Here is a 22,636-nt window from a genome sequence, read left to right as displayed (position 1 = left end):
ATGGCAGATGGTCAGCCGCGAATGGCGGCCAGCACCGCTGGAATGGCGTCCGGGTTTTCCAGGCTGCTCAGGTCGCCCTGCGCCTCGCCGCTGCCCAGCAGATCGCGCAGTACCCGGCGCATGATTTTGCCGCTGCGGGTGCGCGGCACCGTGTCCACCACCACCACACGCCCGGGGCGGGCAATGGCCCCTACCTCGCGCACGATGGCCTCGCTCAGCTCATGTTCCAGGGCCGCTCCTTTCTCTGCGCCGCCGCGGGGCACCACGAAAGCCACCGGCAGGGTGCCTTTCAGGTCGTCGTCTATGCCCACCACCGCCGCTTCGCTCACGGCCGGGTGGGTGATCAGCGCCGCTTCCAGCTCCATCGTCCCGATGCGGTGCCCGGCCACGTTGATCACATCGTCCAGCCGCCCGGTGACCCACAGCTGCCCGTCGTCGTCGATCAGGGCGGCGTCGTGGGCGGCGTAGCGGCCAGGGAAACTGCTCAGGTAGGTGCTCTCGTAGCGGCGGTGGTCGCCCCAGACCGTGCGCGCCAGCGAGGGAAATGGCTCGCTCAGTGTCAGGGCGCCCAGCTCGCCGGCCCCGGCGGGGGTGCCGTCTTCGCGCAGCACCTCGGCGCGGTAGCCGGGCAAGGGGTGCCCGCAGCTGCCGGCCCGGGTGGGGGTCAGGCCCACCATCGAGCTGGCCCAGGCGGTGCCGGTCTCGGTCTGGCCGTAGGTATTGTTCACGAACAGCCGGCCGCCGCCCAGCTGCCGCAGCGTCCAGTGAAAGGTTTCAGGGTCCAGCGGTTCACCTACCAGCGCCACCAGTTCCAGCCGGCTAAGGTCATACTGCCCAGCCAGCTCATCGCCGGCGCGGCGCATCATTCTCAGGGCGGTGGGCGCAGTGAAGATCTTGGTGACGCCGTAGCGCTGCATGATGTCGTAGGGCCGCCCGAAGTCCGGCGTGTCGATGCTGCCCTCGTACACCACGTGGGTGGCTCCGTGCGCCAGCCCGCCCACCAGCGCGAAGATGGGAAAAGTCAGCCAGCCCACGTCGGCGGTGCACCAATACACGTCGTGCGGCTGCAGGTTCGGCGACCATTTCACGTTGGCGTAGGCCCCGGTCAGGAACCCAATGCCCGAGTGGACCAGTCCCTTGGGTTTGGAGGTGGTGCCGGAGGTGTAAATGATAAAGCCGGGGTCGTTGGCTTCCAGCTCGGCCGGTGCGGCGCGGCGCTCGGTGGCGTCCAGCAGGGTCTGAAAGTCCAGCTCACCCGCCGGTAGCGGGGCTTCAGGATCAAGGCGCCGCGCCACGATCACCTGCGGCCGGCTGCTAGCGGGCGCGAACTCAATGCCGGCCAGCGCCTCGTCCAGCGTGGTTTTGAGGTCTACCCTGCGGCCGCGGCGCAGCGTGCCATCGGTGCAGACAATCACCTTGGGCGCGGCGTCTTCCAGCCGGTCCCGCACCGCGCCGGCGCTGAAGCCCGCAAAAATCACCGAGTAAATGGCCCCGATCCGGTAGCAGGCATGAATGGCGATAAACGCTTCCGGGGCGTTGGACATATAAACTGCCACCCGGTCCCCCCGACTCACGCCCAGGTCCTGCAGCGCAGCGGCAAAGCGGGCCACGGCGTCGGTCAGGCGGCCGTAAGTCCATTCCTCGCGCTGCCCGTCCTCGCGCTCGTAGAGCAGCGCGGTGCGCTCGGCCGGCCAGCGGTCCAGGCAGTTCACGCTGACATTGCCGGTGGCCCCTGGAAAATACCGGAAATCCCCGAAAGTGCCTTCCAGCCCCCGCGTGGGCGGCCTGAACCAGTCCAGTTCGCCGGCAATTCTCAGCCAGTACTCCTCGGGGCTGAGCTTCAGCCATTCCTGCGCCTCTTCGGCGTCAAACGGCCATTCCTGGGCCAGCAGGTCGGTGGGCGGAACCAGCGGTTGGTTGAGCAGCGCGAAATCCATGTTCATCGGGAAAGCTCCTGACCGGGGCCGGGCCGGCTGCGCCTGCGGGTTTTGGCGTGGCCGCCACTGCAGCGTGCCCGGTCCCTTCCCTGCCTATGGGCGGGGCGGGAAAGTGAGGCTGGCAAAAAAGAGAGACTGAATTGTGGAGATGCCGGCATCTTAGCCCAGGCGCCGGCAGCTTGTCACGCGCGGCCCAGCCTTTAGAATGCGGCCCGTGACCTCCGCACTCCCGTCCGGCCCCGGCCTTCTCCCGCCCGGCAGGCAGCCCCTGCTGGTGATCGATATCGGCAACACCAGCACGGTGCTGGGCCTGACCGGCGAGAGCGGGGGCATGGTGGATACCTGGCGTATCCGCACCAACCGCGAGATGCTCCCCGACGACCTGGCCCGGCAGGTGCGCAGCCTGTTCAGCATGGGCGGGCACGCGCTGCCCCGGCAGGCGGTACTGAGCAGCGTGGCCCCGCCGGTAGGCGAGAACTACGCCGAGGGCCTGCAGCGACGCTTCGGAATGGAAGTGTTCTCGGTGTCCAGCGCCAGCTTGCCGCAGGTGCGGGTGGAGCTGGACGACCCCTCGGTGGTGGGGGCCGACCGGCTGTGTAACCTGTTCGGCGCCGAGAAGTACCTGCGCCAGACCGGCTCTGAATACGCCATCGTGGTGGATTTCGGCACCTCTACCAACTTCGATGTGATTGGCCGGGGCCGCCGCTTTCTGGGTGGCGTGCTGGCGACCGGCCCGCAGGTGAGCGCCGACGCGCTGTTTACCCGCGCGGCCAAGCTGCCGCGTATTGCCCTGGAAGCCCCAGCCCAGGCGATTGGCCGCAACACAGTGGACGCCCTGAAGTCGGGGCTGGTGTTCGGTTACGCCGAGATGGTGGACGGCCTGCTGCGCCGGCTGCGCGCCGAGCTGGACGCCCCGGCCGTGACCGTCGCCACCGGCGGGTTTTCCAACGTGCTGCGCGGCATCTGCACCCAGGTAGACTTCTACGACGAGGGCCTGACCCTACGCGGCCTGATTGAGCTGTGGGAGCAAAAAGTCCAGGAAGAACAGGAGGAACGGGCATGACCGCGCCGGACCGCGCCTCAGCTTCTGCCAGCACGCCGGAGCCGCAGCAGGCCCTCTATATCGGCCGCTTTCAGCCGCCGCACCACGCGCATGTGGCCTCGGCGCTGGCGGCGCTGGAACATGCGCCCCGGCTCACGCTGGGCCTGGGCAGCGCCAACCTGGCCCGTTCCATCAAGAACCCCTGGACCCCGCAGGAGCGCGCCGAGCTGTGGCAGCTGGCCCTGACCGAAGCCGGCATAGACGTGGAGCGGGTGCGGTTCTGCCCGCTGCCCGACCGCTTCGATGCCGAGCGCTGGGCGGCCGACGTGCGCGGCCTGTTCGCGCCCGGCGAAAAGGTGCTGTTGGTGGGCTACGAGAAAGACGATTCCAGCGCCTACCTGCACTGGTTTCCTGGCTGGACACGGCTGGTGCTGCCGGAACTGGAAGGCGGCATCAGCGCCACCGAACTGCGCCGCGCCTATTTTCTGGAGGGGCCGCACTCGCCGCTGCTGGCCCAGCATCTGCCGGCCGCCACGCTGCCCTGGTTGCAGCGCTGGGCCCAGGCGCCCGACTACGCCCGGTTGCAGGCCGAGTGGGCCGCTGTAGCTGCGGCGCAGGCGGCCGCCCCCGGTGACAGCCGGCGCGAGCAGCTGTGGCTGTGGCAGGCCGGCGCAGATATTCATCTGCGGGTCCGCCATGACCCCATCGGAGACGGGCTCTGGGAGCTGCCGGGTGTGGGCTTGCCGGCCGGCAACGCAGGCGTTGGCACCCTGTACAGTGGCGGCGGCCGGACCCTCACCGGCGAGACGCTCAGTTGGGTAGAGCAGGCCGCGCCCCCGGCCGAGCTGCGCGGCGACCTGCTGCGGGTGCCGTTGGCCGAAGCCCTGGCGAACCCCCGGCAGTTCTACGCCGATCATGCGGTCATCCTGGAGAAGTTGCTGGGTTGACCGGGCCGCCGCCGCATGGCCGCAGGCGTGACAGATTCGCTTCACCTTCGCCGCGTATACTCAGCAGTAATGTTCCGAGTTCCTAAAGTTCTAGACAAACTCTTTGATAACAACCAGCGGGATGTGAATACCATCATCCGCACGGTCGTGCAGCCGGTCAACGCGCTGGAAGAGGAAATGAAAGGCGTCGAGGACCTGGCCGGGGCCTTTATGCAGCTGCGAAAGCGGGTGCAAGAAGGCGGCGAGACCCTTGACGACGTGATCGTGCCGGCTTTTGCCCTGATTCGTGAAGCGGGCAGCCGCTCGATCGGCAAGCGCCATTACGACGTGCAGCTGATCGGCGGCACGGCGCTGCACCAGGGCCGCATCGCGGAGATGCGCACCGGCGAGGGCAAGACGCTGGTGGCGACCCTGGCGCTGGCGCTCAATGCCCTGGAAGGCAAAGGCTGTCACTTGGTCACGGTGAACGATTACCTGGCGAAAGTGGGCATGGAGGAAATGAGCCTGCTGTACCGCACCCTGGGCCTCACCGTGGGCCTGGTGACGCGCGACATGCAGCCGCACGAGCGCCAAGCCGCCTACCAGGCCGACATCACCTACATCACCAACTCCGAGCTGGGCTTCGACTACCTGCGCGATAACATGGCCCAGAGCAAGGATTCGCTGGTGCTGCGCCCCGACCACCCTTTGCACTACGCCATCGTGGACGAGGTGGACTCGATTCTGATCGACGAGGCCCGCACCCCGCTGATCATTTCGGGCGCCGCCGAAAAGGCCACCGACCAGTATTACGTGATGAGCAAGCTGATTCGCCGTCTGCAAAAGGGCGAACCGGCCGAACCCGGTGTGCGCGAGGAACCGACCGGCGACTACGTGATCGAGGAAAAAGGCAAGCAGGTTCACCTCACCGAGCAGGGCATTGACAAGATCGAGCGGCTGCTGGGCATGGACGATCTCTACAGCCCCCAAAACATGGACAAGGCGCACATGATTCAGCAGGCCATCCGCGCCGCCGAGCTGTACCACCGCGAAAAAGACTACATCGTGAACGCCGAGGGCGAGGTCATCATCATCGACGAGTTCACCGGCCGCTCGATGCCGGGCCGCCGCTACGGCGAAGGGCTGCACCAGGCCATCGAAGCCAAGGAAGGCGTGAAGATCGAAAACGAGAACCAGACCCTGGCGACCGTGACCTATCAGAACTTCTTCCGGCTGTACGACAAGTTCGCCGGCATGACCGGGACCGCCAAGACCGAGGAAAAGGAATTCCTGGACATCTACGGCTCCGACGTTCTGGTGATTCCCACCAACCGCCCGATTCAGCGCGTGGACCTCAACGACCTGGTGTACCGCACCCGTGGCGGCAAATACGACGCGGTGGTGCGCGAGGTACAGGAAGTCCATGCCACCGGCCGGCCAGTGCTGATCGGCACGGCCAGCATCAACACCTCCGAGGAGATGAGCGCCAAGCTGCAGGAAGCCGGCATCCAGCACGCCGTATTGAACGCCAAGTTCGAGGCGCAGGAAGCCAGTATCGTGGCGCAGGCGGGCCGCTCGGGCACCGTGACCATTGCCACCAACATGGCTGGGCGCGGCACTGACATCATGCTGGGCGGCAACGACGAATTCATGATCGGGGAAGCGCTGGAACAGAACTTCGGCATCAGCCGCTACGCCCCCGAGGCCGAAGCCTTTATCAAGGCGGTCAGCCGCGGCAACGACAACGTATATGAGCTGGGCGCCCAGATTCCCGGCGTGTCCCGTGAGTTCGTGCAGCAGGCAGTGCAGCTGCACGCCGATACCCTGGCTGACCGCGACCGGGTCCGCGAGCTGGGTGGCCTGCACATCATCGGCACCGAGCGCCACGAGTCGCGCCGGATTGACAACCAGCTGCGCGGCCGCGCCGGCCGTCAGGGTGACCCCGGCTCCAGCCGCTTTTACCTGAGCTTTGATGACGACCTGATGCGGCTGTTCGCCAACGAGCGCGTGGTCGCCATGATGGACCGGGTGGGCTTCGACGATTCCGAAGCCATCGAGGCCAAGATGGTGACCGGCGCCATCGAAAAGGCGCAGTCGCGGGTGGAAGACCGCAACTTCGGGATCCGTAAGCAGCTGCTGGAATTCGACAACGTGATGAGCAACCAGCGCGAAACCATCTACGCTCAGCGCCGTGAAGTGCTGCTGGGCGAGGACGAGGAAGTCGAGCTGTCGGTGGAAGGCATGGTGGGCGACTACCTGGAACTGCTGCTGGATCAGTTCGCGCCGCCCGAGCAGTCTCCTGAGGACTGGGATCTGGAAACCCTGCGGGCCAGCGTGCTGGAAGCCATTCCCCAGCTGGAAAACTTCGATTTCGAGTCGCTGCGTTCGGTCAGTCCCGACGAGATGGACCAGCTACTGGTGTCGGCGGCGGCCGACGCCCTCGATGCCCGCAAGGAAGAGCTGAGCCCCACCATGCTCAACAGCCTCTCGCGCTACGTGATGCTGCAGGTGGTGGACCAGAACTGGAAGGAGCACCTTTACAACATGGACGTGTTGCGCCAGGGCATTGGCCTGCGCGGCTACGGCCAGCGCGACCCCTTCACCGAGTACAAGTTTGAAGCCACCAACATGTTCAACGAGATGATCGACACCCTCAAGGGCAGCGTGACCAAGCAGGTATTCCGGATGCAGTTCGGCTGAGCCATCCCGTTCCGGCCAGCGGTAAAGCAAAAGAGGAAAAAGAGGAAGGGCCGCCCAGCCGGAGCGCGGGCGGCCCTTCCTCTACGTTGGTGGTTGTTGTATTTGCTTACTTCAGTTCCGGCAGCTCCAATAGGGCTTCCAGCGCGGCGTAGGCGTCGGGGCGGGCCAGCAGCATCACCTCGTCTTCACGCAGAAGGCGCAGGCTGCGGCGCGGCAGGATGATTTCGCCGTCGCGCACCACGCCGGCCACTTCCACGCTGGGCGGCAGGGCCAGTTGCCCGATGGCGACCCCGCCCCAGGAGGCCGGCACCGGGCGGCGGTAGAGTTGCTGCTCGCCGCTGCCCGGCTGCGCCGCTGCGCTGCGCCGGCTGGCTTCGGCCAGAACCACTGCGGCGGCGTCGGCTTCCTCGGAGCGTTTGGAGCGGGAAGCCACCTGCGCGGGCAGCAGGCCCTGGCTGCCGCTCAGCACATGCGCCAGGCCGGTGGCCAGCAGCGCGGCGGGCAGCATGGCTTCGCCGCCCCAGGCCACCGCCAGCAGGGTGGCGGCCACCGGCACGTTGTGAGTCACGGTGAGAAAAGCGGCCGCGCCCAGCAGGGTCCCGAAGGCCGGGTCACCGCCCAGTAAGCCGCTCAGGCCGGTGCCTAGCAGCCCGCCCAGAGCCGCGCTGGGCAGTACGCCGGCGCCGAAAGCCAGCGCGGCACCCAGGGTCAGCAGCAGCCAGCGCCAGCCGGCCGTTTGCAGGGCACTACTGCCATCCAGCAGGCCGCTGAGGCCCAGGCCCATCCAGCCGCTGCCACCGCCCAGCACCTGTGGGCCCACCAGCAGCACCAGCCCGGCGGTCAGGGCACCGAAAGCGGCGCCGGCCAGTACCCGCGCCAGCACGCCGCGTAGCCGGGGGAGGCGCGCCGTGACGCGCAGCGCCAGCCAGGCTGCTGCAACGGCCGCCAGCGTTACTGCCAGGCCCAGCGGCAGGTCGGCCAGGCCCAGGCCGTCCAGCTGCGGGGTCATAAACAGCGGCTGGAAACCGAAAAACAGCCCATACACTGCGTAGGCCGTGACAGCAGAAAGCACGCACGACATCAGCACCTCGTACTCGAATTCGAGGCGGCGGTACAGCACCTCGGCCACCAGGACAGCGGCGGCCAGCGGTGCGTGCAGCACGGCGCCCAGGCCGGCAGCGGTCCCGGCCAGCACCAGGGTGCGGTTCTCACTGGCGCTCAGCCGGGTCATCAGGCCCAGCAAGCGGGTACCCAGCCGGCCCAGGGCGGCAAAGGCAGCGTCGCGCCCCACCAGTAGGCCTCCGGCTGACCCCAGCGCAGTGGCGCTGAGCGACTGGATTTCGCTGTCCAGCGCCCAGCGCTGCTCAGCGTCACTGCGCTTGCCCAGGCCAATGCGCACCACCTGATTGAGTGGCTCGCCGTCGCGGGGCATCAGCCAGACATACAGGGCGCCCAGGGCCGGCAGCAGCAGCAAGCCTAGGTGCTGAGGCGTGCCAAAGCTCATCATCAGGCCACCCTCGCCGGGAGCGCCGGGCGGCGCGTAGCCGGTGATAGACGCTGCAGCGCGGCTCAGGACTTCCAGCCCCAGCCGCAGCGCGGCGGCCAGCAGCCCGGTCAGCAGGCCGCCAGCCAGGCTGAGCAGCACCGGCCGCCCGCTCTGCCAGCGGCGCAGCAGCTTCTGTTGGCTGAACTGGGGCAGGGTGGGAAGGGTGGGCGGATGCATTCCCTTATGCTAAGCCATGCGGGCATGAGATCCGGATAGGAGGCCCCGTAGGCACATTGACGGCGAGTAGCGCACACGCCGGCACGCCCGCAGCGAACTTGCTATGCTGCGGCCCGACAATGAGTTCCGCTGTGCCGCCTTCTTCTTCCTCTGTCCGCCGTCGCCGCCGGCCCAACCGGCTGTGGGTCCGGCTGGGCCGCATTCCGCTGATGCCGATGGCACTGTGCCTGCTGTGCGGACTGGGCAGCGTGCAGATGCTGTTTCATATGGGTAACGGCATCTACCGCTCAGTGACCTGGGAACAGGAAACCCGGCAGACCCAGGCCGAAAACGCCCATCTGCGCCAGGAAATTCAGATTCTGAACGATGCCAAGGCACAGCTGAACAACCCCGAGTATCTGGAGCAGCAGGCTCGCTGCTGGGGTTATGTGGGCCGCGACGAAAAAGTCTTGGTGGTGCAGAATGCGCCGGCCAAGGTGGGCAGCAACTGCGACGAGTACCGCCTGCCCTGAATTTGTCTGCACAGGCGACGTAACACAAAAATGCCACCTCGCGCTAAGCGAAGTGGCACCTTTTGGCGGGCCCTGAAGGACTTGAACCCTCGACCTACGGTTTTGGAGACCGCCGCTCTACCAACTGAGCTAAGAACCCATGTTCTCCAGGCATCGTGCCCTGGAAGCTGAAACAGTTTAGCAGCCTCACCGGCGGCGTGCAAGGGGAGGGGCCGGGGCGCAGGCACTGGAACAGGTGCTGGAAGTAGTTAGGATAGAGAGCAAGGTTCCAATATTTTTCTGGCGTGCCGCCCCGTCCTACCTGTTTCCCGAGGAGAGTGATCCTGCCCGTGACGACCCGACCCATCTGCACCCTACCGACGCATCTGCCGCGACCATCGCCGCGACCCGCAACCGCATTCTGGCCACCACCGACGGCAGTGAACTGGGCAACCGCGCCCTGGAACATGCCCAGTCGCTGAGCCGGGCGCTGGGGGCCGAGCTGGTGATTCTGTATGTGCAGCGCGACCCCAGCGGCCCGATAGACGAATACAGCCGTGACCGGATCACTCCGGCCGACCTGCGCCGGCATCAGGAGCGGCTGACGGCGCTGCTGAGCGAGCGGTATCCGGACGCCAGACTGCGTTTCGAGCCGCGCTTGGGTAAGAGCATTCAGCGCATTGTGGTGCGGGTGCGCGAGCAGGAAGAGGCCAAAATGATCGTGATGTCCACCCACGGCCGCAGCGGCCTGCGCCGCGCCCTGCTGGGCAGCGTGGCCGAGGAAATCATGAAAAAAGCCCGGGTGCCGGTGTTGCTGATCAAGGGGGATCAGCCGGTGGTGAACTGGTGAGCCTGGGCAGACGCGGTCAGACTGCCCAGGCCCCGGTCCGATCTGTTCAGAGCAGGCCGCCGCCCAGTGTCAGCCGCAGCGCCGCCAGCCCGATCACCACGACGTTGAATGTCACCGCGCCCCGGTCGCGGGCCAGCACACCCAGCAGCAGTCCGAGCAGCGCCGGGGGCAACACCAGGAACCAGTTGAGCCAGCCGAGCAGCGGCAGCAAGCCGGCCATCAGACCCAGAAGCCCCAGAAAACCCAGCAGGATGGACAGGAATCTCATACCCCTCAGTACGTGCCCGGCGCTTCCGGGGTTCCCGGCCAGGCGTTTGTGGCACTTTCCAGCACCGGGTCACGAGGCGAAGTCGGTTGGCCGCCCGGCCGGTGTAGCCTGAAGGGCGTGACTTCCCCAAGCCGCCGCCGACCTGCCGCCCGCCTGCCCGGGGGGGCCACCAAACGCGCCCCGCTGGTGCTGGCGGCCCTGCGCCGCCTGTACCCGGACGCCCGCACCGAGCTGCAATTCCGTGACCCGTTCGAGCTGCTGGTGGCGACCGTGCTGAGTGCCCAGGCCACCGACGTAAGCGTGAACGCGGCTACTCCGGCGCTGTTTGCGGCCTACCCAGACGCAGCGGCCATGAGTCTGGCCGAGCCGGAAGACATCGAACCGTATATCCGCAGCATCGGGCTGTACCGGGCCAAGGCGAAGAACCTGGCCACCCTGGCCCGGCAGCTGATGGAGCGCCACGGTGGCGAGGTGCCCAACGACTTTGACGCGGTGGTGGCGCTGGCCGGCGCGGGCCGCAAGACCGCCAATGTGGTGCTCAGCAACGCTTACGGTCGGCCTGCCATTGCGGTGGATACCCATGTGGGCCGGCTCTCGCGCCGCCTGGGTCTCAGCGCGCAGACCGACCCCAATCGGGTCGAGGCCGACCTGATGCGGCTCTTTCCCGAAGAGGACTGGATTTTCCTGCACCACGCCCTGATTTTGCATGGCCGCCGGGTCTGTCTGGCCCGCCGCCCGCTGTGTGGGCAGTGTGCTCTGGCCGAATTCTGCCCCCGGATCGGCGTCGAGCCACGCTGATGGCCCGCTCCCGTTACTCTTCCCAGATCTGGCTGTTTCTGGCGGCCAGCTTCTCGTTTGGGTTGTCGCAGGCGTTTGTGGCGCTGTTTCTGAATTTCTATCTGCGCGAACTGGGCTTGGGGCCGCAGTGGCAGGGCATCATCAACGCGCTGCCGGCCCTGACCCTGGCTGCCGTCAGTCTGCCGCTGGTGGTGCTGGCCCGGCGGCTCAGTAACGCGCGGGTCATTCAGTTGGGTGCGGTGCTCAGCGTGCTGGGTCTGGGCCTGATTGCGCTGGCCCCCCGGCGCACTGCTGGCGATGGCCGGCGCCCTGCTGCAGGGCATGGGCAGCGCGGCGCTGGCGGTGTCGGGCGCCCCTTTCATGGCCAACAACTCCGACGAGCGGACCCGGGTGGGCCTCTTCACCATCCAGAGTGCCCTGATGGTGGGGGCCGGCTTCGTGGGCAACATGCTGGGTGGGCAGTTGCCGGGCCTCTACGCCGGCTGGACTGGCGCTGACCCCGGCAGTTTGGGTGCCCTGCGCACCGCCATGCTGGTGGCGGCGGCGTTGCAGCTGCTGGGCACCCTGCCCACCCTGGGCCTGCGCCCCAGCGTCAAGCCGGCGCAGCCGGGCCGCCGCGGCGCCCTGAGCATTCAGGACAAGCCCACCATGTTCCGGCTGGTGCTGCCCACCGTTTTTGTGGGTCTGGGGGCCGGCGCGACCATTCCTTTTCTGAACGTGTATATCGAGGGCCGCTTTGGCATCAGCTATTCCAGCCTGGGTACTCTCTTTGCCTGGACCAGCCTGGCTACGGCCGCCACGGTCCTGATTCAGCCCTGGCTGGTGCGGCGGCTGGGGCAGCTGGGAGCGGTGCTGGCGGTGCAGGCCTCCAGTCTGCCGTTTCTGGTGCTGCTGGGCTTTGCGCCTTATCTGTGGATGGTCACGCTGGCGCTGTTTATGCGCGGGGCCCTGATGAACGCCACCGGGCCGGTGTATTCGTCGTACGCGATGTCGGTGCTGAACGAGGCCGACCGGCCGATGTACTCGGCCACCAACACCATTCTCTGGAGCGGCAGCTGGGCGCTGGCCAGCCTCGCCTCGGGGGCGCTGCGGGCCGCCGGCTGGTTCGATTTCGCCACCAACTTCAACATCCTGTTTGCTTTTACGCTCCTGATGTACCTGGGCAACACCCTGGCCATCTATCTGGGTGTGTACCTGCCTGACCAACGCGGCGAGCTGCGCCGGCTGGGCGCAGAGGACTGAGCAGGCAGGGGAGAGGGGCCGGCGCTGGCCAGAACCAGTGTCCAGGACGGAGAATTCTTTTCTGTCCGGGAGAATGCACTAGACTGAGAACATGACCGATGCTGCCCGCCCCACCGAAAAAGGTGCCAGTCAAGCCACTTCGTCTGCCGCTCCAGGTGACCGGATAGCCACGCTGTTCGAAGTTCAGGACCTGGACCTGCAACTCGACGGACTGAGTGCCCGCGAGGCCGAACTGCCCGAGGAACTGACCGGGCTGCGCCGCGAGATGGACGACCTGAACAACCGCCTGGAAGACACCGAAATGGTGCTGGAACGCATAGAAGCCCAGACCCGCCGCCTGGACCTGGACCTGAAGACCACCCATGAGCAGATGGACCGCACCCGCGCCGAGCAGGAGAAGAACGCGTTCGATGCCCGCGCGCAGGCACAGTACGGCAGCCGGCTGCAGCAGCTGTCCGAGCGCGCCGAGGAGATGGAAGAGGACCTGGCCCCGCTGCGCGAGCGCGAAAGCAGCCTGCTGGCCGAATCCAAGGCCCTGCGTGAGCAGCACCGCGCCCTGCGCCCCCGCCTGGGCGAGCTGGAAGAGGCCGACGAGCAGCGCATTGCCGACCTGCGCGCTTCGGGTGAAGACATGCGCGAACGCCGCAAAGCCCTGCTGGGCCAGGTGGACCCCCGCACCGCCCGCGAGTACGAGACCATCCGCCGCTCCAAGGGCGGTCTGGGCATCGCCACGCTGGTGTCAGGCCGCTGCTCGGCCTGCAACGTGAGCCTGCCGGTCAACGTGCAGCAGCGGGTGTCGGCTGGCCGGGTGCCGCCGGTCAAGTGCCCCTCTTGCGGCCGTTTCCTGCTGACCCGCGCAGACGCCTGAAGCTCTGGCTCTGGTCTGCCCGCGCCGCGTTCAGCAAATGCTTGCACGCCTGTACCTCTGGCGCACTGATTGACAATCCGTTCCGGTAAGAGCCGGGGCCTCCCTCCCCTCCGGCCCTGGCTCTTACCGCGTCCTTTCTTTTCTGGAGAACCCTCTGACATGACCTCATCCGAACCGTCCGTTCCGGCTCCGGCCGATACCTCCCACACCCAGCACGTCAGCGACCAGCAGCGTCAGTCGGTGGCGCAGCACTTTGACGACAACGCTCAGCACATCGCCCGCCGCCAGTATCTTCAGCCGGATGACGGCGACCTGAGCGGCATGTTCAGCCGCATCGCCGGTTGGGTGGCCGCTGCCGAGCCGGAAGCGGAGCGCGAACGCTGGGCCGCAGGGTTCTTCGACCTGATGGCGTCCAAACGCTTTTGCCCCGGTGGCCGCGTGCTGGCTGGTGCCGGCACCCAGCATGGCAACGTGCTGAACTGCTTCGTGCAGGGCGCCACCGAACATGACCCCAGTTCGTTTGCCGGGGTGATGGAGGTGGCTTCCAAGCTGGCCCTGGTCACCAAAGTGGGCGGCGGCAATGGCGTGAACCTGGACGTGTACCGCCCCCGCTCCGGCGAGCGGCAGGCCGACGGCGGCGTGCGCGGCTGGGCTTACATGAGCGCCGAGCACCCCGACGTGTACGACTTTGTCCAGGGCCTGATGCGCCCCCCCACCCAGCCCGACGGCGACAAGGAGCCGGTGGCGGTCCGCAACTGGACCCGGGTGGTGTATGGGCAGGCCCTCAGCCCCGAGCTGACCCGGCTGGCCCGCGTCAACGGCGTGCAGGTGGTGCCCGCGCTGCCGGACGGCGTGCCGCGCGTGCCCGACGATATGGCCGGCATCATCGAAGCGGCCCGGCAGGTGGCCGAAACTGCCGGCCTGGGCCTGGAACCCCGGCTGGACCTCAGCGAGATGCGCCCCGAGGGTGCCCCGATCAGAGGCTCCGGCGGCACGTCTTCCGGCCCGGTCAGCTTCCTGCTGGAAATCTTCGACAACTTTCTGGAGTGGGCCAACCGCGGCGCCGAGCAGAGCGGCCCGGTCAACACCCTGCGCTACGTGTACGCGCCGGTGCTGCGGGTAGTGCGCCAGGGCGGCACCCGGCGCGGCGCGGGCATGGCGACCATCGCCATCGGGCACCCCGACGTGCTGGACTTCCTGACCGCCAAGGACCTCGACCGTGAGGGCGCCGAGGGCGATATCAGCACCTTCAACATCTCCATTCTGATCGGCACCGACTTCTGGGACACTCTGGAGCAGGGCGGCCTCTGGGTGCTGGACCCGCAGGAAGTGCCCGGCAAGTATTACCCGGTGCCCCAAAGTGGCGAGTACAGCGGCGAGTTGCCGCAGCTGCCGGCACGGGCGGCCGACGGCGCCCAGGCCATTCCGGTGTACAGCGGCGGCGTGCCAGCGCAGTGGCTGTGGGATCAGATCGCGCAGCACGCCTGGAGCACCGGCGAACCGGGCCTGATTTTCAACGACCGGGTCAACGAATACAGCGCCCTGAAGAATCTGGGCGAACGCTACGAGATTCGCAGCACCAACCCCTGCGGCGAGATTCCCCTCACGGTGGGTGAACCCTGCGACCTGGGCGCCATCAACCTGGCCGCCTACGTGAAGGGCAGCGAGTTCGACGAGGCGGCTTTCCGCGCCGATGTCCGCAGCTGCGTGCGCTTTTTGGATGACGTGCTGGACGTGAATGTGTTTGCGCTGGACGACAACCGCGAGACCAGCCAGGATCTGCGCCGCCTGGGCCTGGGCGTGATGGGCCTGGCCGACGCCCTGATCAAGCTGGGCCTGCGCTACGACTCCGAAGCGGGCCGCGAGACCATCTACCAGATCATGAGTACGCTGCGCGAGGAAGCGGTGGCCGAAAGTGAGCGCCTAGGCACCGAGCGCGGCGTGTACCCGGTCTTTGCGCGGCATCAGGAACAGATTCCCCACCCGCCGCGCCGCAACGTGGCAGTGCTGACGGTGGCCCCGACCGGCACCACTTCCATGCTGATGGGTGTCAGCAGCGGCATCGAGCCGGTGTTCAGCCCTTTTATCTGGCGCAAGATCGGCGCCGAGTACCGCGCCCTGCTGCACCCCCTCTTTGTGGAGATGCTGGGCAGCTACCCGCCCGCCGCCGGCATGGAGAAAGCCGGAGAGTGGGACTGGGACAAGGTGACCGAAGCGGTCAGCGAGAACCACGGCAGTGTGGTGGGCCTCAGCTTTATTCCGGCGGCGTTGCAGCAGGTGTTCGTATGCGCCCACGATATCTCCCCGGTAGACCATGTGCGGATGCAGGGCACCGTGCAACGGGCCTTTGATGACGGCGGGCAGTTCGCCGCCAACAGCCTCTCCAAGACCATCAACCTGCCCAACTCGGCCACCGTTCAGGATGTGCAGGACGCCTACGCCGAGGCTTACCGCACCGGCTGTAAGGGCATCACCGTGTACCGCGACGGTTCGCGGCAGTTCCAGGTGCTGAGCACCTCCAAAAGCAAGGCTGCCGAGGAAACTGCAGCGGCAGAAGAAGAGGCGGCGGGCGGCGCTCCGGCCACGCCCACGGCGGCTGCCCCGGCGGCCGGCAAGCCCGTGTTCCCCCGCCCGGCCCGCCTGAGCGGCGTGACCGATATGGTCAAGCTGACTGACCCCGGCACCGGGCAGCGCCGCTCTTTCCTGGTGACGGTCAACGGCATGGACGGTCACCCGGTCGAGGTGCTGGTCACCTCCGGCCGCGCCGGCGACGAGGCCAACGCCGACTCCGAAGCGCTGGGCCGGGTGGTCAGCATCGCCCTGCAGTACGGTGTGCCGGCCGGCGCCCTGGTCAAGACCCTGCGCGGCATCAACGGTGGCCTGTTCGGCTCCTACAACGGGCGCCTGGTGGGCTCCAAGGCCGACCTGATCGCGGTGGCGCTGGAAACCTTCGGCAAGGACGCGGCGGGCGGGACCGGCCGGCCAGCGGCGCGTGCTGCCGCCCCCGACCCGGCCCCGGCTACCGGCGCACCCAGCCTCAGCGGCGCCAGCGGCCTCGGCAGCGCCAGCAGTCAGCCTGAAGAGGGCCACGGCATCAGCACTGCCGGGCTGGAACAGGACCGCGAACGCTGCCCGATGTGCGAGGAAAAAGCCGTGATCCGTGAGGAAGGCTGTATGAAGTGCCAGGCCTGCGGCTACAGCAAGTGCGGCTGAGCAGTCCGGCCTGAAAGAAAATGACAGAGGGGAGGGGGGCAGGAAGAAAACCCGCCCTTCTGTCCTTTGCCTTTCATCTGCGCCTGTTATGCTGAGGGCAAACGCTGCGTGGGCTCCGGGCTAAGGCCCCGGCAGCCGCCCACTGGGCCCCTGAGGTACTGCCATGAACATCATTCTGACCGTTTTCCTGATCATTTACGCCCTCGTTGCGGTGGGCATCGTCTTTTTTGTGCTGCTGCAAACGCCCAAGCAGGCGGGTCTCTCGCCCAGCATGGCGTCGGGCGGTGACCTGTTTGGCGGCCAGGGGGTCGAAGGCGGCCTGATCCGCACCTCGGCCATCCTGGGTGGCCTGTTTATGCTGCTGGCCCTCCTAATTGACTACATTTCCTGAAGTTTCTGAAACGTTGGTCAGCTGCTTTTCGGCCCCACCATAGCGCATGGCTGGTGGGGGCGTTAATTTAGTTTTAGAAATGTGGAACACTCTCCCCGCCCGCTGCTGCACGGCCTCCTCTGGCTGCCGGCAGGCTGTCTGTACTTATGCAGGCGGCTGCATTAACAGGCGCCGGCGCCTGCAACGGTTGCCTGAACCTGGAATGAACAAACCATGTATGATGGCGGGCGTGTTCCGAACTGGAGGAAAATAATGACCCAACAGGGCGAAGTCCTGCTGGCCGTAAAAGGCCTCAAGACGTATTTCAATACGGACGAAGGTGTCGTCAAGAGCGTGGACGGCGTGACCTTTACTCTGAACAAGGGCGAAACGCTGGCCGTGGTCGGTGAGTCGGGGTCCGGAAAAAGCGTGACCAGTCTCAGCGTGATGCGCCTGATTCCCACCCCTCCCGGTGAGATTGCGGGCGGCGAGATTCTGTTCAATGACCGCGGCACCGTCAAGGACCTGACCAAGGTCTCCGAGGCCGAGATGCGGACCATTCGCGGCAACGAGATCTCCATGATCTTCCAGGAGCCGATGACCTCGCTGAACCCGGTCTATACCGTGGGCGACCAGATTGCCGAAGCGGTGATGCTGCACCAGAACAAGAACGCCAAGGAAGCCCGGCAGGCTGCCATCGATATGCTGAAGTTCGTGGGTATTCCGGCGCCCGAAAAGCGGGTGGACGAGTATCCCCACCAGCTGTCCGGCGGTATGCGTCAGCGCGTGATGATCGCCATGGCGCTCTCGTGCAACCCGGCGCTGCTCATCGCCGACGAGCCCACCACTGCGCTTGACGTGACCATTCAGGCGCAGATTCTGGACCTGATGCGCAAGCTGCAAGAAGAAATCGGCATGTCCATCCTGTTCATCACCCACAACCTGGGCGTGGTGGCAGAAATGGCCGACCGCGTGGTGGTGATGTACGGCGGCCGCGTGGTGGAAGAAGGCGATGTGGTCGAGATTTTCAAGGCTCCGCGCCACCCCTACACCATGGGCCTGCTGAACTCGATTCCCCGCCCGCTGACCGCCGAGGAAGCGGCCAACAAGAAGAAACTGCGCCTGGAAGCGATTCCCGGCAACGTGGTGAACCCGCTGAACCTGCCGCCCGGTTGTGCCTTTGAGCCGCGCTGCAAGTTCGCACTGCCCGCCTGCCGTGAGGCCGTACCCGCGCTGGAAGACACCGGCGGCGGCCACAGCGCCCGCTGCATCCGCTGGCAGGAATTTGAAGCGGTGCAGGAAAAGGGTGAGGAGTACCACACCCTGCACAGCCAGGAGGTGGCCCAGTGACTCGCCTGGAGAACGACGCGCCCCAGACCAGTGCAGCCGTCACCGAAGTAATTCCCGGTGCGGCAGGCAGTGTGACCGTGAGCGGCGACATGGCTGCTCCTGCGTCCTCGGTGGCGCCCGCAGCGCCAGCTGGGGCCATGCAGTCGGTGATGATCGGGACTTCGGTGCAGACCGGCGAGCCGGTGATGGCCGAAGTGCCGGCCTTCGTCCACGAGGGCACGCCCGGCGAAGCGCTGCTGAGTGTGCGCGACCTGCAAAAGCACTTCCCGATCAAGGGCGGCTTTTTCGGGCGCACCGTGGGTTCGGTCAAGGCCGTGGACGGCGTCACCTTTGACCTGTACCGCGGCGAAGTGGTGGGCCTGGTGGGCGAGTCGGGTTCCGGCAAGACCACCGTGGGCCGCACCCTGCTGCGGCTGATCGAACCGACCGGCGGCGACATCGTCTTCAAGGGCAAAGACGTCGTGAAGATGGACAAGCGTGCGCTGCGCGAGGTGCGCCGCGACATGCAGATCATCTTCCAGGATCCTTTTGCCAGCCTGGACCCCCGCATGACGGTCGAGGAAATCATCGGTGAGGCGCTGGATATCCACAAGCTGCACCAGGGCCCCGAGCGCAAGCCGCGCATTGCCGAACTGCTGCAGCGCGTGGGCATTCGCCCCGAGCAGATGGTTCGCTACCCACACGAGTTCTCGGGTGGTCAGCGCCAGCGCATCGGGATTGCCCGCGCCCTGGCGGTGGACCCCGACTTTATCGTGGCCGACGAGCCGGTTTCGGCGCTGGACGTGTCTATTCAGGCACAGGTGGTCAACCTGCTTCAGGATCTGCAGCAGGAACTGGGCCTTACCGTGCTGTTTATCGCGCACGACCTGCTGGTGGTGGAGTACATCTGTGACCGCATCATCGTGATGTACCTGGGCAAGATCATGGAAATTGCCCCCAGCCACCAGCTAAACAACGACCCCCAGCACCCCTACACCGAGGCGCTGCTGTCGGCCGCGCCGGTGCCGGACCCCACCATCAAGCGCCAGCGCATCATTCTGGAAGGCGATATCCCCAGCCCCATCAACCCGCCGAGTGGCTGCGTATTCCGCACCCGCTGCCGCTACGCGATTCCGCAGTGTGCCGAGGTGCTGCCGGCCCTGCGTGAGGTCAAGCCGGGCCAGTTCAAGGCCTGTATCCGCGACGATATTCTCTAAAGCGGCCCTGACGCTGTGGGGGCGGTTCCGGAAGGGGAGAACCTGACCGGGGCCGCCCCCTTTCTGTCTTTCTGCGAGGTGAAACATGAACCCTCTGGCTCTACTGAAGCGCTCGCTGACCAGCGGCTACTTTAATTTCACGTCCAGAAGCGGGCGGCGCGAGTACATCGTCTTTTCCCTGTCGGCCTGGCTGTTTCTGCTCTTGTCGGTTGGCATTGGCGTCCTGCTGCTTCCAGACTTTATCGCAGAAGACGCTCCGCTTACGCTTGCACAGAAGGTCTTCTTGGGACTGTTCACGCTGGTGTTGTTCGGATTGATTCCTCCCACCCTGGCAGTGAACGTACGCCGGCTGCATGATATGGGGCGCGGTGAAGGGCTCTACATCGCTGTGCTGGTGCTTTCCTTTATTCCGCTGCTGGGTGTGCTGATTCAGCTGCTGTTTACCCTCTATCTGGCGGTGGCCCCTGGACAGCCGGTGCCCAACCGCTGGGGCCCGCCCCCGCTGGAGCGCTGAAGCCCCGGCGCTGAAGCTGACGCCTGGCTGAAGCGAAATGAAAGGCCAGGCACTCTGGCCTTCACGGCGCGTTCCCGGCTGGACCTTAGCATCAGAGCATGAATACAAAAACGAACTGGGGCCTGGCCCTGCTGGGCGCTCTGACAGTGGCCGGCCTGGGAACGCTGGCTGGGCGCGGGCTGGAGCTGCCCGGCAGCGTAGCCCAAGCGCAAACCAGCCCAGAGAGCCCGGGTGGGAAGCAGACGGCAGGTGAACAGGGGACAGATGAGCAGACCCGGCCGGCCGCCAGCGAGTTGCGACTGTACGGCACTTTTGCTGAGGTGAGGACGCCCGTTACGGCGGCCGGAAAGAGCCTCAGCTACAGCTGGCCTGAAAACGCCTGGCAGGGGCTGGTGCCCGGCTCGCTGGACCTGGAGGGCCTGCCCTACACCCGCGCCGTTCATGCGCTGGATGCGCCCTGGCTGCAGCGCTATGAGGGCCAGGAAGTGACTCTCTATGAGGAAGGCCGCGCCAGCCGGGTCACGCTGATTCGTGCCCGCGACGGCCTGATCCGGGACCGCCGGGGGCAGTTCCGTCAGGTGCCGCCGCAGGAGCTGGCCGTGCCCGACCAGCCTCCCCTGGGCGGCAAAGGCGTAACCACCTCCACCTTCGACCTGCCCTCGCCCGGCAGCGGCACACTGACCTATCTGACCCGCTCGCTCGGCTGGTCACCGCGTTACACCCTGAATCTGGGCGGCGGCGCAGAGGGTGGCCCAGAGGACAGTGCAGACCCTCGCCCCAGCTCTCAGCGCTGGCCGACCTGCACAACCACAGTGACCTGGCCTATCAGGTGCAGACCACCGAACTGCTGGCAGGTGACGTGGGCCTGACGCCGGAGCCGGGTTCTCCGCTGGCGCGCGCCCAGACCACTGCGGCCACAGCGGAAACCGGCAGGGCCGCTTACGACATTGCCGCGCTGGAGAGCCTGAACAGGATTTACCGCTACGCCCTGCCGGGGCCGTTCGAGTTGCCGGCGGGCAGCACCGTCACCCTGCCCTTTATGACGCCGGCACTGAGCGACTTTGCCGCCTACGCGGGGTTGAACGCCGGGTTCAGTGCCCAGAGTACCCAGGGCGTGCTGAACCGCTCTTACCGCTTCCGGGCCGATCAGCCGCTGCCGGGGGGCACGCTGACCGTGCGCGAGCAGGGCCGCCTGGCCGGCCAGACCCGGCTGTCAGAAACTGCCGCTGGGCAGCCGGTGAACTTCTCGCTGGGCCGTGACCCGGACCTGAGCTACATCCGCAGTGTGGAAAAGGGCGCCGTGGTCCCGGAAGGAAAAGCCAAACGGGTGACCTACCGCGTGACTTACCGCCTGAAAAATGCCCGCTCAGAGCCGGTCCGCGCCGAAATCAACGAGCAGGTGTACGGTGACGCTCGGGTGAGCGGCGACGCTCAGCTGCAGGGCGGCAAGGTCCATCTGACTGCTGGGGTACCGGCCGGCGGCGGGCTGACCCGCAGCTTTACGGTCAGCCTGCGGCAGTAGCTGCAAAGAGCACCTCGGGTGGTCAGAAGCCGGCGGCCCGGCCAAATGACGACGGATGATGGCGGCCTCATCTGCGGCCGCCATCATCCTGCTCTCATGGTGGGTCAGGCGAGAGATGCCAGAGTCGGGATATGAAAAAAATCATGCTGGCTTTATTGGCTGCTCCGCTGCTGCTGGGGGCGGCCCAGGCCGCCGGGTCCCAGGCGGCGAACGCTGCGGCGGCGGACACCCAGAAAACGGATACTCAAGCCACTGAGCCGCAGAGAAGCGGCGCCCGCAGCGCCCCCGCGCAGGCGCCGGCAGAGCGGCAGCCCCTGAACGCCGATCTGCGGCTGTACCAGGATTTTGCCGAGGTGCGCCAGCCGGTGACGCCCCAGGGCGGCTCCCTGACGGTGGTGTGGCCCCAGAGTGCCTGGAGTGGCCTGATCCGCGATTCGCTGGAGCTGGAAGGTCTGCCCTACACCCGCGCCGTGCATGAAACCCAGGCGAGCTGGCTGGAAGGGCTGGAAGGCCGCCAGGTCGTGCTGCACGAACCCGGCCGTGACCCCGAGCGCGTGACCCTGGTACGTGCCCGTGACGTGCTGATCCGGGACGCGCAGGGCCTGTACCGCCGGGTGGATGCCGCGCAGCTGGCCTTTCCGGTGCTGCCGCCTGAAAGCGGTTACGGCGCGCTGCCAGTCAGCACCTTTACCCTAGCGGCTCCGGCTGCCGGCAAAGGCACCCTGAGCTACCTGACCCGTTCGCTCAGCTGGACCCCGCGCTACACCCTGCGTATCATCGGCGGCAAGCCCACGTTAGAAGCCCTGGCGGACGTGACCAACGGCACCGAGCTGAACTATCAGGTGGGCAGCACCGAGCTGCTGGCCGGCGATGTGAACCTGAACCGCGACTACGAGATGTACCGTGCGGTACCGGCTGCCGCCAACTTCGTTGCTGACACACAGAGCACCTCCGCCGGCAAAATCGCTCAGCAGGAAAGCCTCAACGGCATTTACCGCTACGCGCTGACCGAAGCGTTCGCCCTGCCGGCAAACAGCACCGTGACCCTGCCTTTCATGACGCCGGCCGTGAAAGATTTTGAAGCCTACGCGGGCCTCAAGCGCGGCTTTTCCGAGCAGGGTGACCGGGGCGTACTGAACCGCTACTACCGCTTCAAGGCCGACCGTGCCTTGCCCGGCGGCGGCCTGACCGTGCGCGAGGACGGCCGCGTGACCGGACAGACCCGCGTGCAGGAAACGGCGGCGGGGCAGCCGGTGGACTTCGCCCTGGGCCGCGACCCGGACGTGAGCTACCTGCGCTCGGTCCGCACCGTGAGCCGCAGCAGCCGCGCCGCCGTCTTTAAAGTTACTTACGCGCTGGAAAACAGCAAGCGGCAGCCGGTGAAGGTGGAAATCACCGAGACGGTCTATAGCGACCGCGCCGAGGTGAAGGCCGGGGCCGGAACGCAGGGCGAAGGCGTCAGCCGCAGCGGCAATGACGCCCGCCTGGCCCTGACCCTGCCGGCCGGCGGCCGGGCCGAGCGCACCTTTACCGTGACTATCCCGCAGTAAGGCTCGGGCACCTCCCAGCAAGACTGCCGTCCTCCCGGCCCGCACGCCGGGGGATTTTTTCCTCCGGTTTTTGCTG

19 protein-coding genes and 1 tRNA gene are annotated in these 22,636 nt (G+C 66.6%); 16 read left to right on the top strand and 4 right to left on the bottom strand.

Annotated features, from left to right (window positions below):
• Positions 1–11: 11 nt before the first annotated feature.
• Entirely contained in the window at positions 12–1,943 is a 1,932-nt protein-coding gene (locus OCI36_RS06085) for an AMP-binding protein (RefSeq protein ID WP_261664186.1), read from the bottom strand.
• A gap of 199 nt (positions 1,944–2,142) precedes the next feature.
• On the opposite strand from OCI36_RS06085, the gene OCI36_RS06080 reads away from it, so the two are divergent.
• The 3 genes from OCI36_RS06080 to secA all read left to right on the top strand — a co-directional run bounded on the left by OCI36_RS06080 (position 2,143) and on the right by secA (position 6,605).
• Positions 2,143–3,000 carry a type III pantothenate kinase gene (locus tag OCI36_RS06080; protein ID WP_261664185.1) on the top strand — a complete coding sequence of 286 codons (858 nt, stop codon included), beginning with the start codon at positions 2,143–2,145 and terminating at the stop codon, positions 2,998–3,000.
• On the top strand, positions 2,997–3,926 hold the full coding sequence (locus OCI36_RS06075) for an adenylyltransferase/cytidyltransferase family protein (RefSeq protein WP_261664184.1): 930 nt from the start codon (positions 2,997–2,999) through the stop codon (positions 3,924–3,926). The genes OCI36_RS06080 and OCI36_RS06075 overlap by 4 nt, the downstream gene beginning before the upstream one ends.
• Before the next feature lie 69 nt (positions 3,927–3,995).
• Entirely contained in the window at positions 3,996–6,605 is a 2,610-nt protein-coding gene (secA, locus tag OCI36_RS06070) for a preprotein translocase subunit SecA (RefSeq protein WP_261664183.1), read from the top strand.
• 106 nt (positions 6,606–6,711) lie between these two features.
• Here secA and OCI36_RS06065 read toward each other — a convergent pair whose 3' ends face one another.
• Positions 6,712–8,328, bottom strand: a complete 1,617-nt coding sequence (locus OCI36_RS06065) for a chloride channel protein (RefSeq protein ID WP_261664182.1) — start codon at positions 8,326–8,328, stop codon at positions 6,712–6,714.
• A gap of 119 nt (positions 8,329–8,447) precedes the next feature.
• Here OCI36_RS06065 and OCI36_RS06060 point away from each other — a divergent pair, with 119 nt between their 5' ends.
• Positions 8,448–8,840 carry an FtsB family cell division protein gene (locus OCI36_RS06060; protein WP_261664181.1) on the top strand — a complete coding sequence of 131 codons (393 nt, stop codon included), beginning with the start codon at positions 8,448–8,450 and terminating at the stop codon, positions 8,838–8,840.
• A gap of 63 nt (positions 8,841–8,903) precedes the next feature.
• On the opposite strand, the gene OCI36_RS06055 is transcribed toward OCI36_RS06060, so the two are convergent.
• Positions 8,904–8,979, bottom strand: a tRNA-Trp gene (locus tag OCI36_RS06055).
• Between the two features lie 96 nt (positions 8,980–9,075).
• Between OCI36_RS06055 and OCI36_RS06050 the strand changes: the two genes are divergently transcribed.
• Positions 9,076–9,669 carry a universal stress protein gene (locus tag OCI36_RS06050; RefSeq protein ID WP_261664180.1) on the top strand — a complete coding sequence of 198 codons (594 nt, stop codon included), beginning with the start codon at positions 9,076–9,078 and terminating at the stop codon, positions 9,667–9,669.
• 46 nt (positions 9,670–9,715) lie between these two features.
• On the opposite strand, the gene OCI36_RS06045 is transcribed toward OCI36_RS06050, so the two are convergent.
• On the bottom strand, positions 9,716–9,937 hold the full coding sequence (locus OCI36_RS06045; protein ID WP_261664179.1) for a hypothetical protein: 222 nt from the start codon (positions 9,935–9,937) through the stop codon (positions 9,716–9,718).
• 117 nt (positions 9,938–10,054) lie between these two features.
• On the opposite strand from OCI36_RS06045, the gene nth reads away from it, so the two are divergent.
• The 11 genes from nth to OCI36_RS05990 all read left to right on the top strand — a co-directional run bounded on the left by nth (position 10,055) and on the right by OCI36_RS05990 (position 22,560).
• Positions 10,055–10,735, top strand: a complete 681-nt coding sequence (gene nth, locus OCI36_RS06040) for an endonuclease III (protein ID WP_261664178.1) — start codon at positions 10,055–10,057, stop codon at positions 10,733–10,735.
• 267 nt (positions 10,736–11,002) lie between these two features.
• On the top strand, positions 11,003–11,977 hold the full coding sequence (locus tag OCI36_RS06035) for an MFS transporter (protein ID WP_315941247.1): 975 nt from the start codon (positions 11,003–11,005) through the stop codon (positions 11,975–11,977).
• Positions 11,978–12,068: 91 nt separating this feature from the next.
• The gene (locus tag OCI36_RS06030; protein ID WP_261664177.1) at positions 12,069–12,845 is read left to right on the top strand and encodes a zinc ribbon domain-containing protein; all 777 of its coding nucleotides are present in this window, start codon (positions 12,069–12,071) and stop codon (positions 12,843–12,845) included.
• A 159-nt stretch (positions 12,846–13,004) separates the two neighbouring features.
• The gene (locus OCI36_RS06025; protein ID WP_261664176.1) at positions 13,005–16,058 is read left to right on the top strand and encodes an adenosylcobalamin-dependent ribonucleoside-diphosphate reductase; all 3,054 of its coding nucleotides are present in this window, start codon (positions 13,005–13,007) and stop codon (positions 16,056–16,058) included.
• A 169-nt stretch (positions 16,059–16,227) separates the two neighbouring features.
• Positions 16,228–16,449, top strand: a complete 222-nt coding sequence (gene secG / locus OCI36_RS06020; protein WP_261664388.1) for a preprotein translocase subunit SecG — start codon at positions 16,228–16,230, stop codon at positions 16,447–16,449.
• Between the two features lie 252 nt (positions 16,450–16,701).
• The gene (locus tag OCI36_RS06015) at positions 16,702–17,778 is read left to right on the top strand and encodes an ABC transporter ATP-binding protein (protein WP_261664175.1); all 1,077 of its coding nucleotides are present in this window, start codon (positions 16,702–16,704) and stop codon (positions 17,776–17,778) included.
• A gap of 185 nt (positions 17,779–17,963) precedes the next feature.
• A complete protein-coding gene (locus OCI36_RS06010; RefSeq protein ID WP_261664387.1) occupies positions 17,964–18,974 on the top strand; it encodes an ABC transporter ATP-binding protein in 1,011 nt (336 codons plus the stop codon).
• 85 nt (positions 18,975–19,059) lie between these two features.
• On the top strand, positions 19,060–19,488 hold the full coding sequence (locus OCI36_RS06005) for a DUF805 domain-containing protein (protein ID WP_261664174.1): 429 nt from the start codon (positions 19,060–19,062) through the stop codon (positions 19,486–19,488).
• 98 nt (positions 19,489–19,586) lie between these two features.
• Entirely contained in the window at positions 19,587–20,357 is a 771-nt protein-coding gene (locus OCI36_RS06000) for a hypothetical protein (protein WP_261664173.1), read from the top strand.
• On the top strand, positions 20,318–21,010 hold the full coding sequence (locus OCI36_RS05995; protein WP_261664172.1) for a hypothetical protein: 693 nt from the start codon (positions 20,318–20,320) through the stop codon (positions 21,008–21,010). The genes OCI36_RS06000 and OCI36_RS05995 overlap by 40 nt, the downstream gene beginning before the upstream one ends.
• 131 nt (positions 21,011–21,141) lie before the next feature.
• The gene (locus OCI36_RS05990) at positions 21,142–22,560 is read left to right on the top strand and encodes a hypothetical protein (protein ID WP_261664171.1); all 1,419 of its coding nucleotides are present in this window, start codon (positions 21,142–21,144) and stop codon (positions 22,558–22,560) included.
• Positions 22,561–22,636: the final 76 nt, after the last annotated feature.

The organism is Deinococcus sp. Marseille-Q6407 (assembly GCF_946848805.1).
GTDB lineage: Bacteria > Deinococcota > Deinococci > Deinococcales > Deinococcaceae > Deinococcus.
This window is presented reverse-complemented; position numbering and strand designations above follow the sequence as displayed.

Excerpts from the sequence above, each read along its gene's own strand:
- OCI36_RS06085 (WP_261664186.1), bottom strand. The coding sequence starts at position 1,943 with ATGAACATGGATTTCGCGCTGCTCAACCAACCGCTGGTTCCGCCCACC.
- OCI36_RS06080 (WP_261664185.1), top strand. The coding sequence starts at position 2,143 with ATGCGGCCCGTGACCTCCGCACTCCCGTCCGGCCCCGGCCTTCTCCCG.
- OCI36_RS06075 (WP_261664184.1), top strand. The coding sequence starts at position 2,997 with ATGACCGCGCCGGACCGCGCCTCAGCTTCTGCCAGCACGCCGGAGCCG.
- secA (WP_261664183.1), top strand. The coding sequence starts at position 3,996 with ATGTTCCGAGTTCCTAAAGTTCTAGACAAACTCTTTGATAACAACCAG.
- OCI36_RS06065 (WP_261664182.1), bottom strand. The coding sequence starts at position 8,328 with ATGCATCCGCCCACCCTTCCCACCCTGCCCCAGTTCAGCCAACAGAAG.
- OCI36_RS06060 (WP_261664181.1), top strand. The coding sequence starts at position 8,448 with ATGAGTTCCGCTGTGCCGCCTTCTTCTTCCTCTGTCCGCCGTCGCCGC.
- OCI36_RS06045 (WP_261664179.1), bottom strand. The coding sequence starts at position 9,937 with ATGAGATTCCTGTCCATCCTGCTGGGTTTTCTGGGGCTTCTGGGTCTG.
- OCI36_RS06030 (WP_261664177.1), top strand. The coding sequence starts at position 12,069 with ATGACCGATGCTGCCCGCCCCACCGAAAAAGGTGCCAGTCAAGCCACT.
- OCI36_RS06025 (WP_261664176.1), top strand. The coding sequence starts at position 13,005 with ATGACCTCATCCGAACCGTCCGTTCCGGCTCCGGCCGATACCTCCCAC.
- OCI36_RS06015 (WP_261664175.1), top strand. The coding sequence starts at position 16,702 with ATGACCCAACAGGGCGAAGTCCTGCTGGCCGTAAAAGGCCTCAAGACG.
- OCI36_RS06010 (WP_261664387.1), top strand. The coding sequence starts at position 17,964 with ATGGCCGAAGTGCCGGCCTTCGTCCACGAGGGCACGCCCGGCGAAGCG.
- OCI36_RS06005 (WP_261664174.1), top strand. The coding sequence starts at position 19,060 with ATGAACCCTCTGGCTCTACTGAAGCGCTCGCTGACCAGCGGCTACTTT.
- OCI36_RS06000 (WP_261664173.1), top strand. The coding sequence starts at position 19,587 with ATGAATACAAAAACGAACTGGGGCCTGGCCCTGCTGGGCGCTCTGACA.
- OCI36_RS05990 (WP_261664171.1), top strand. The coding sequence starts at position 21,142 with ATGAAAAAAATCATGCTGGCTTTATTGGCTGCTCCGCTGCTGCTGGGG.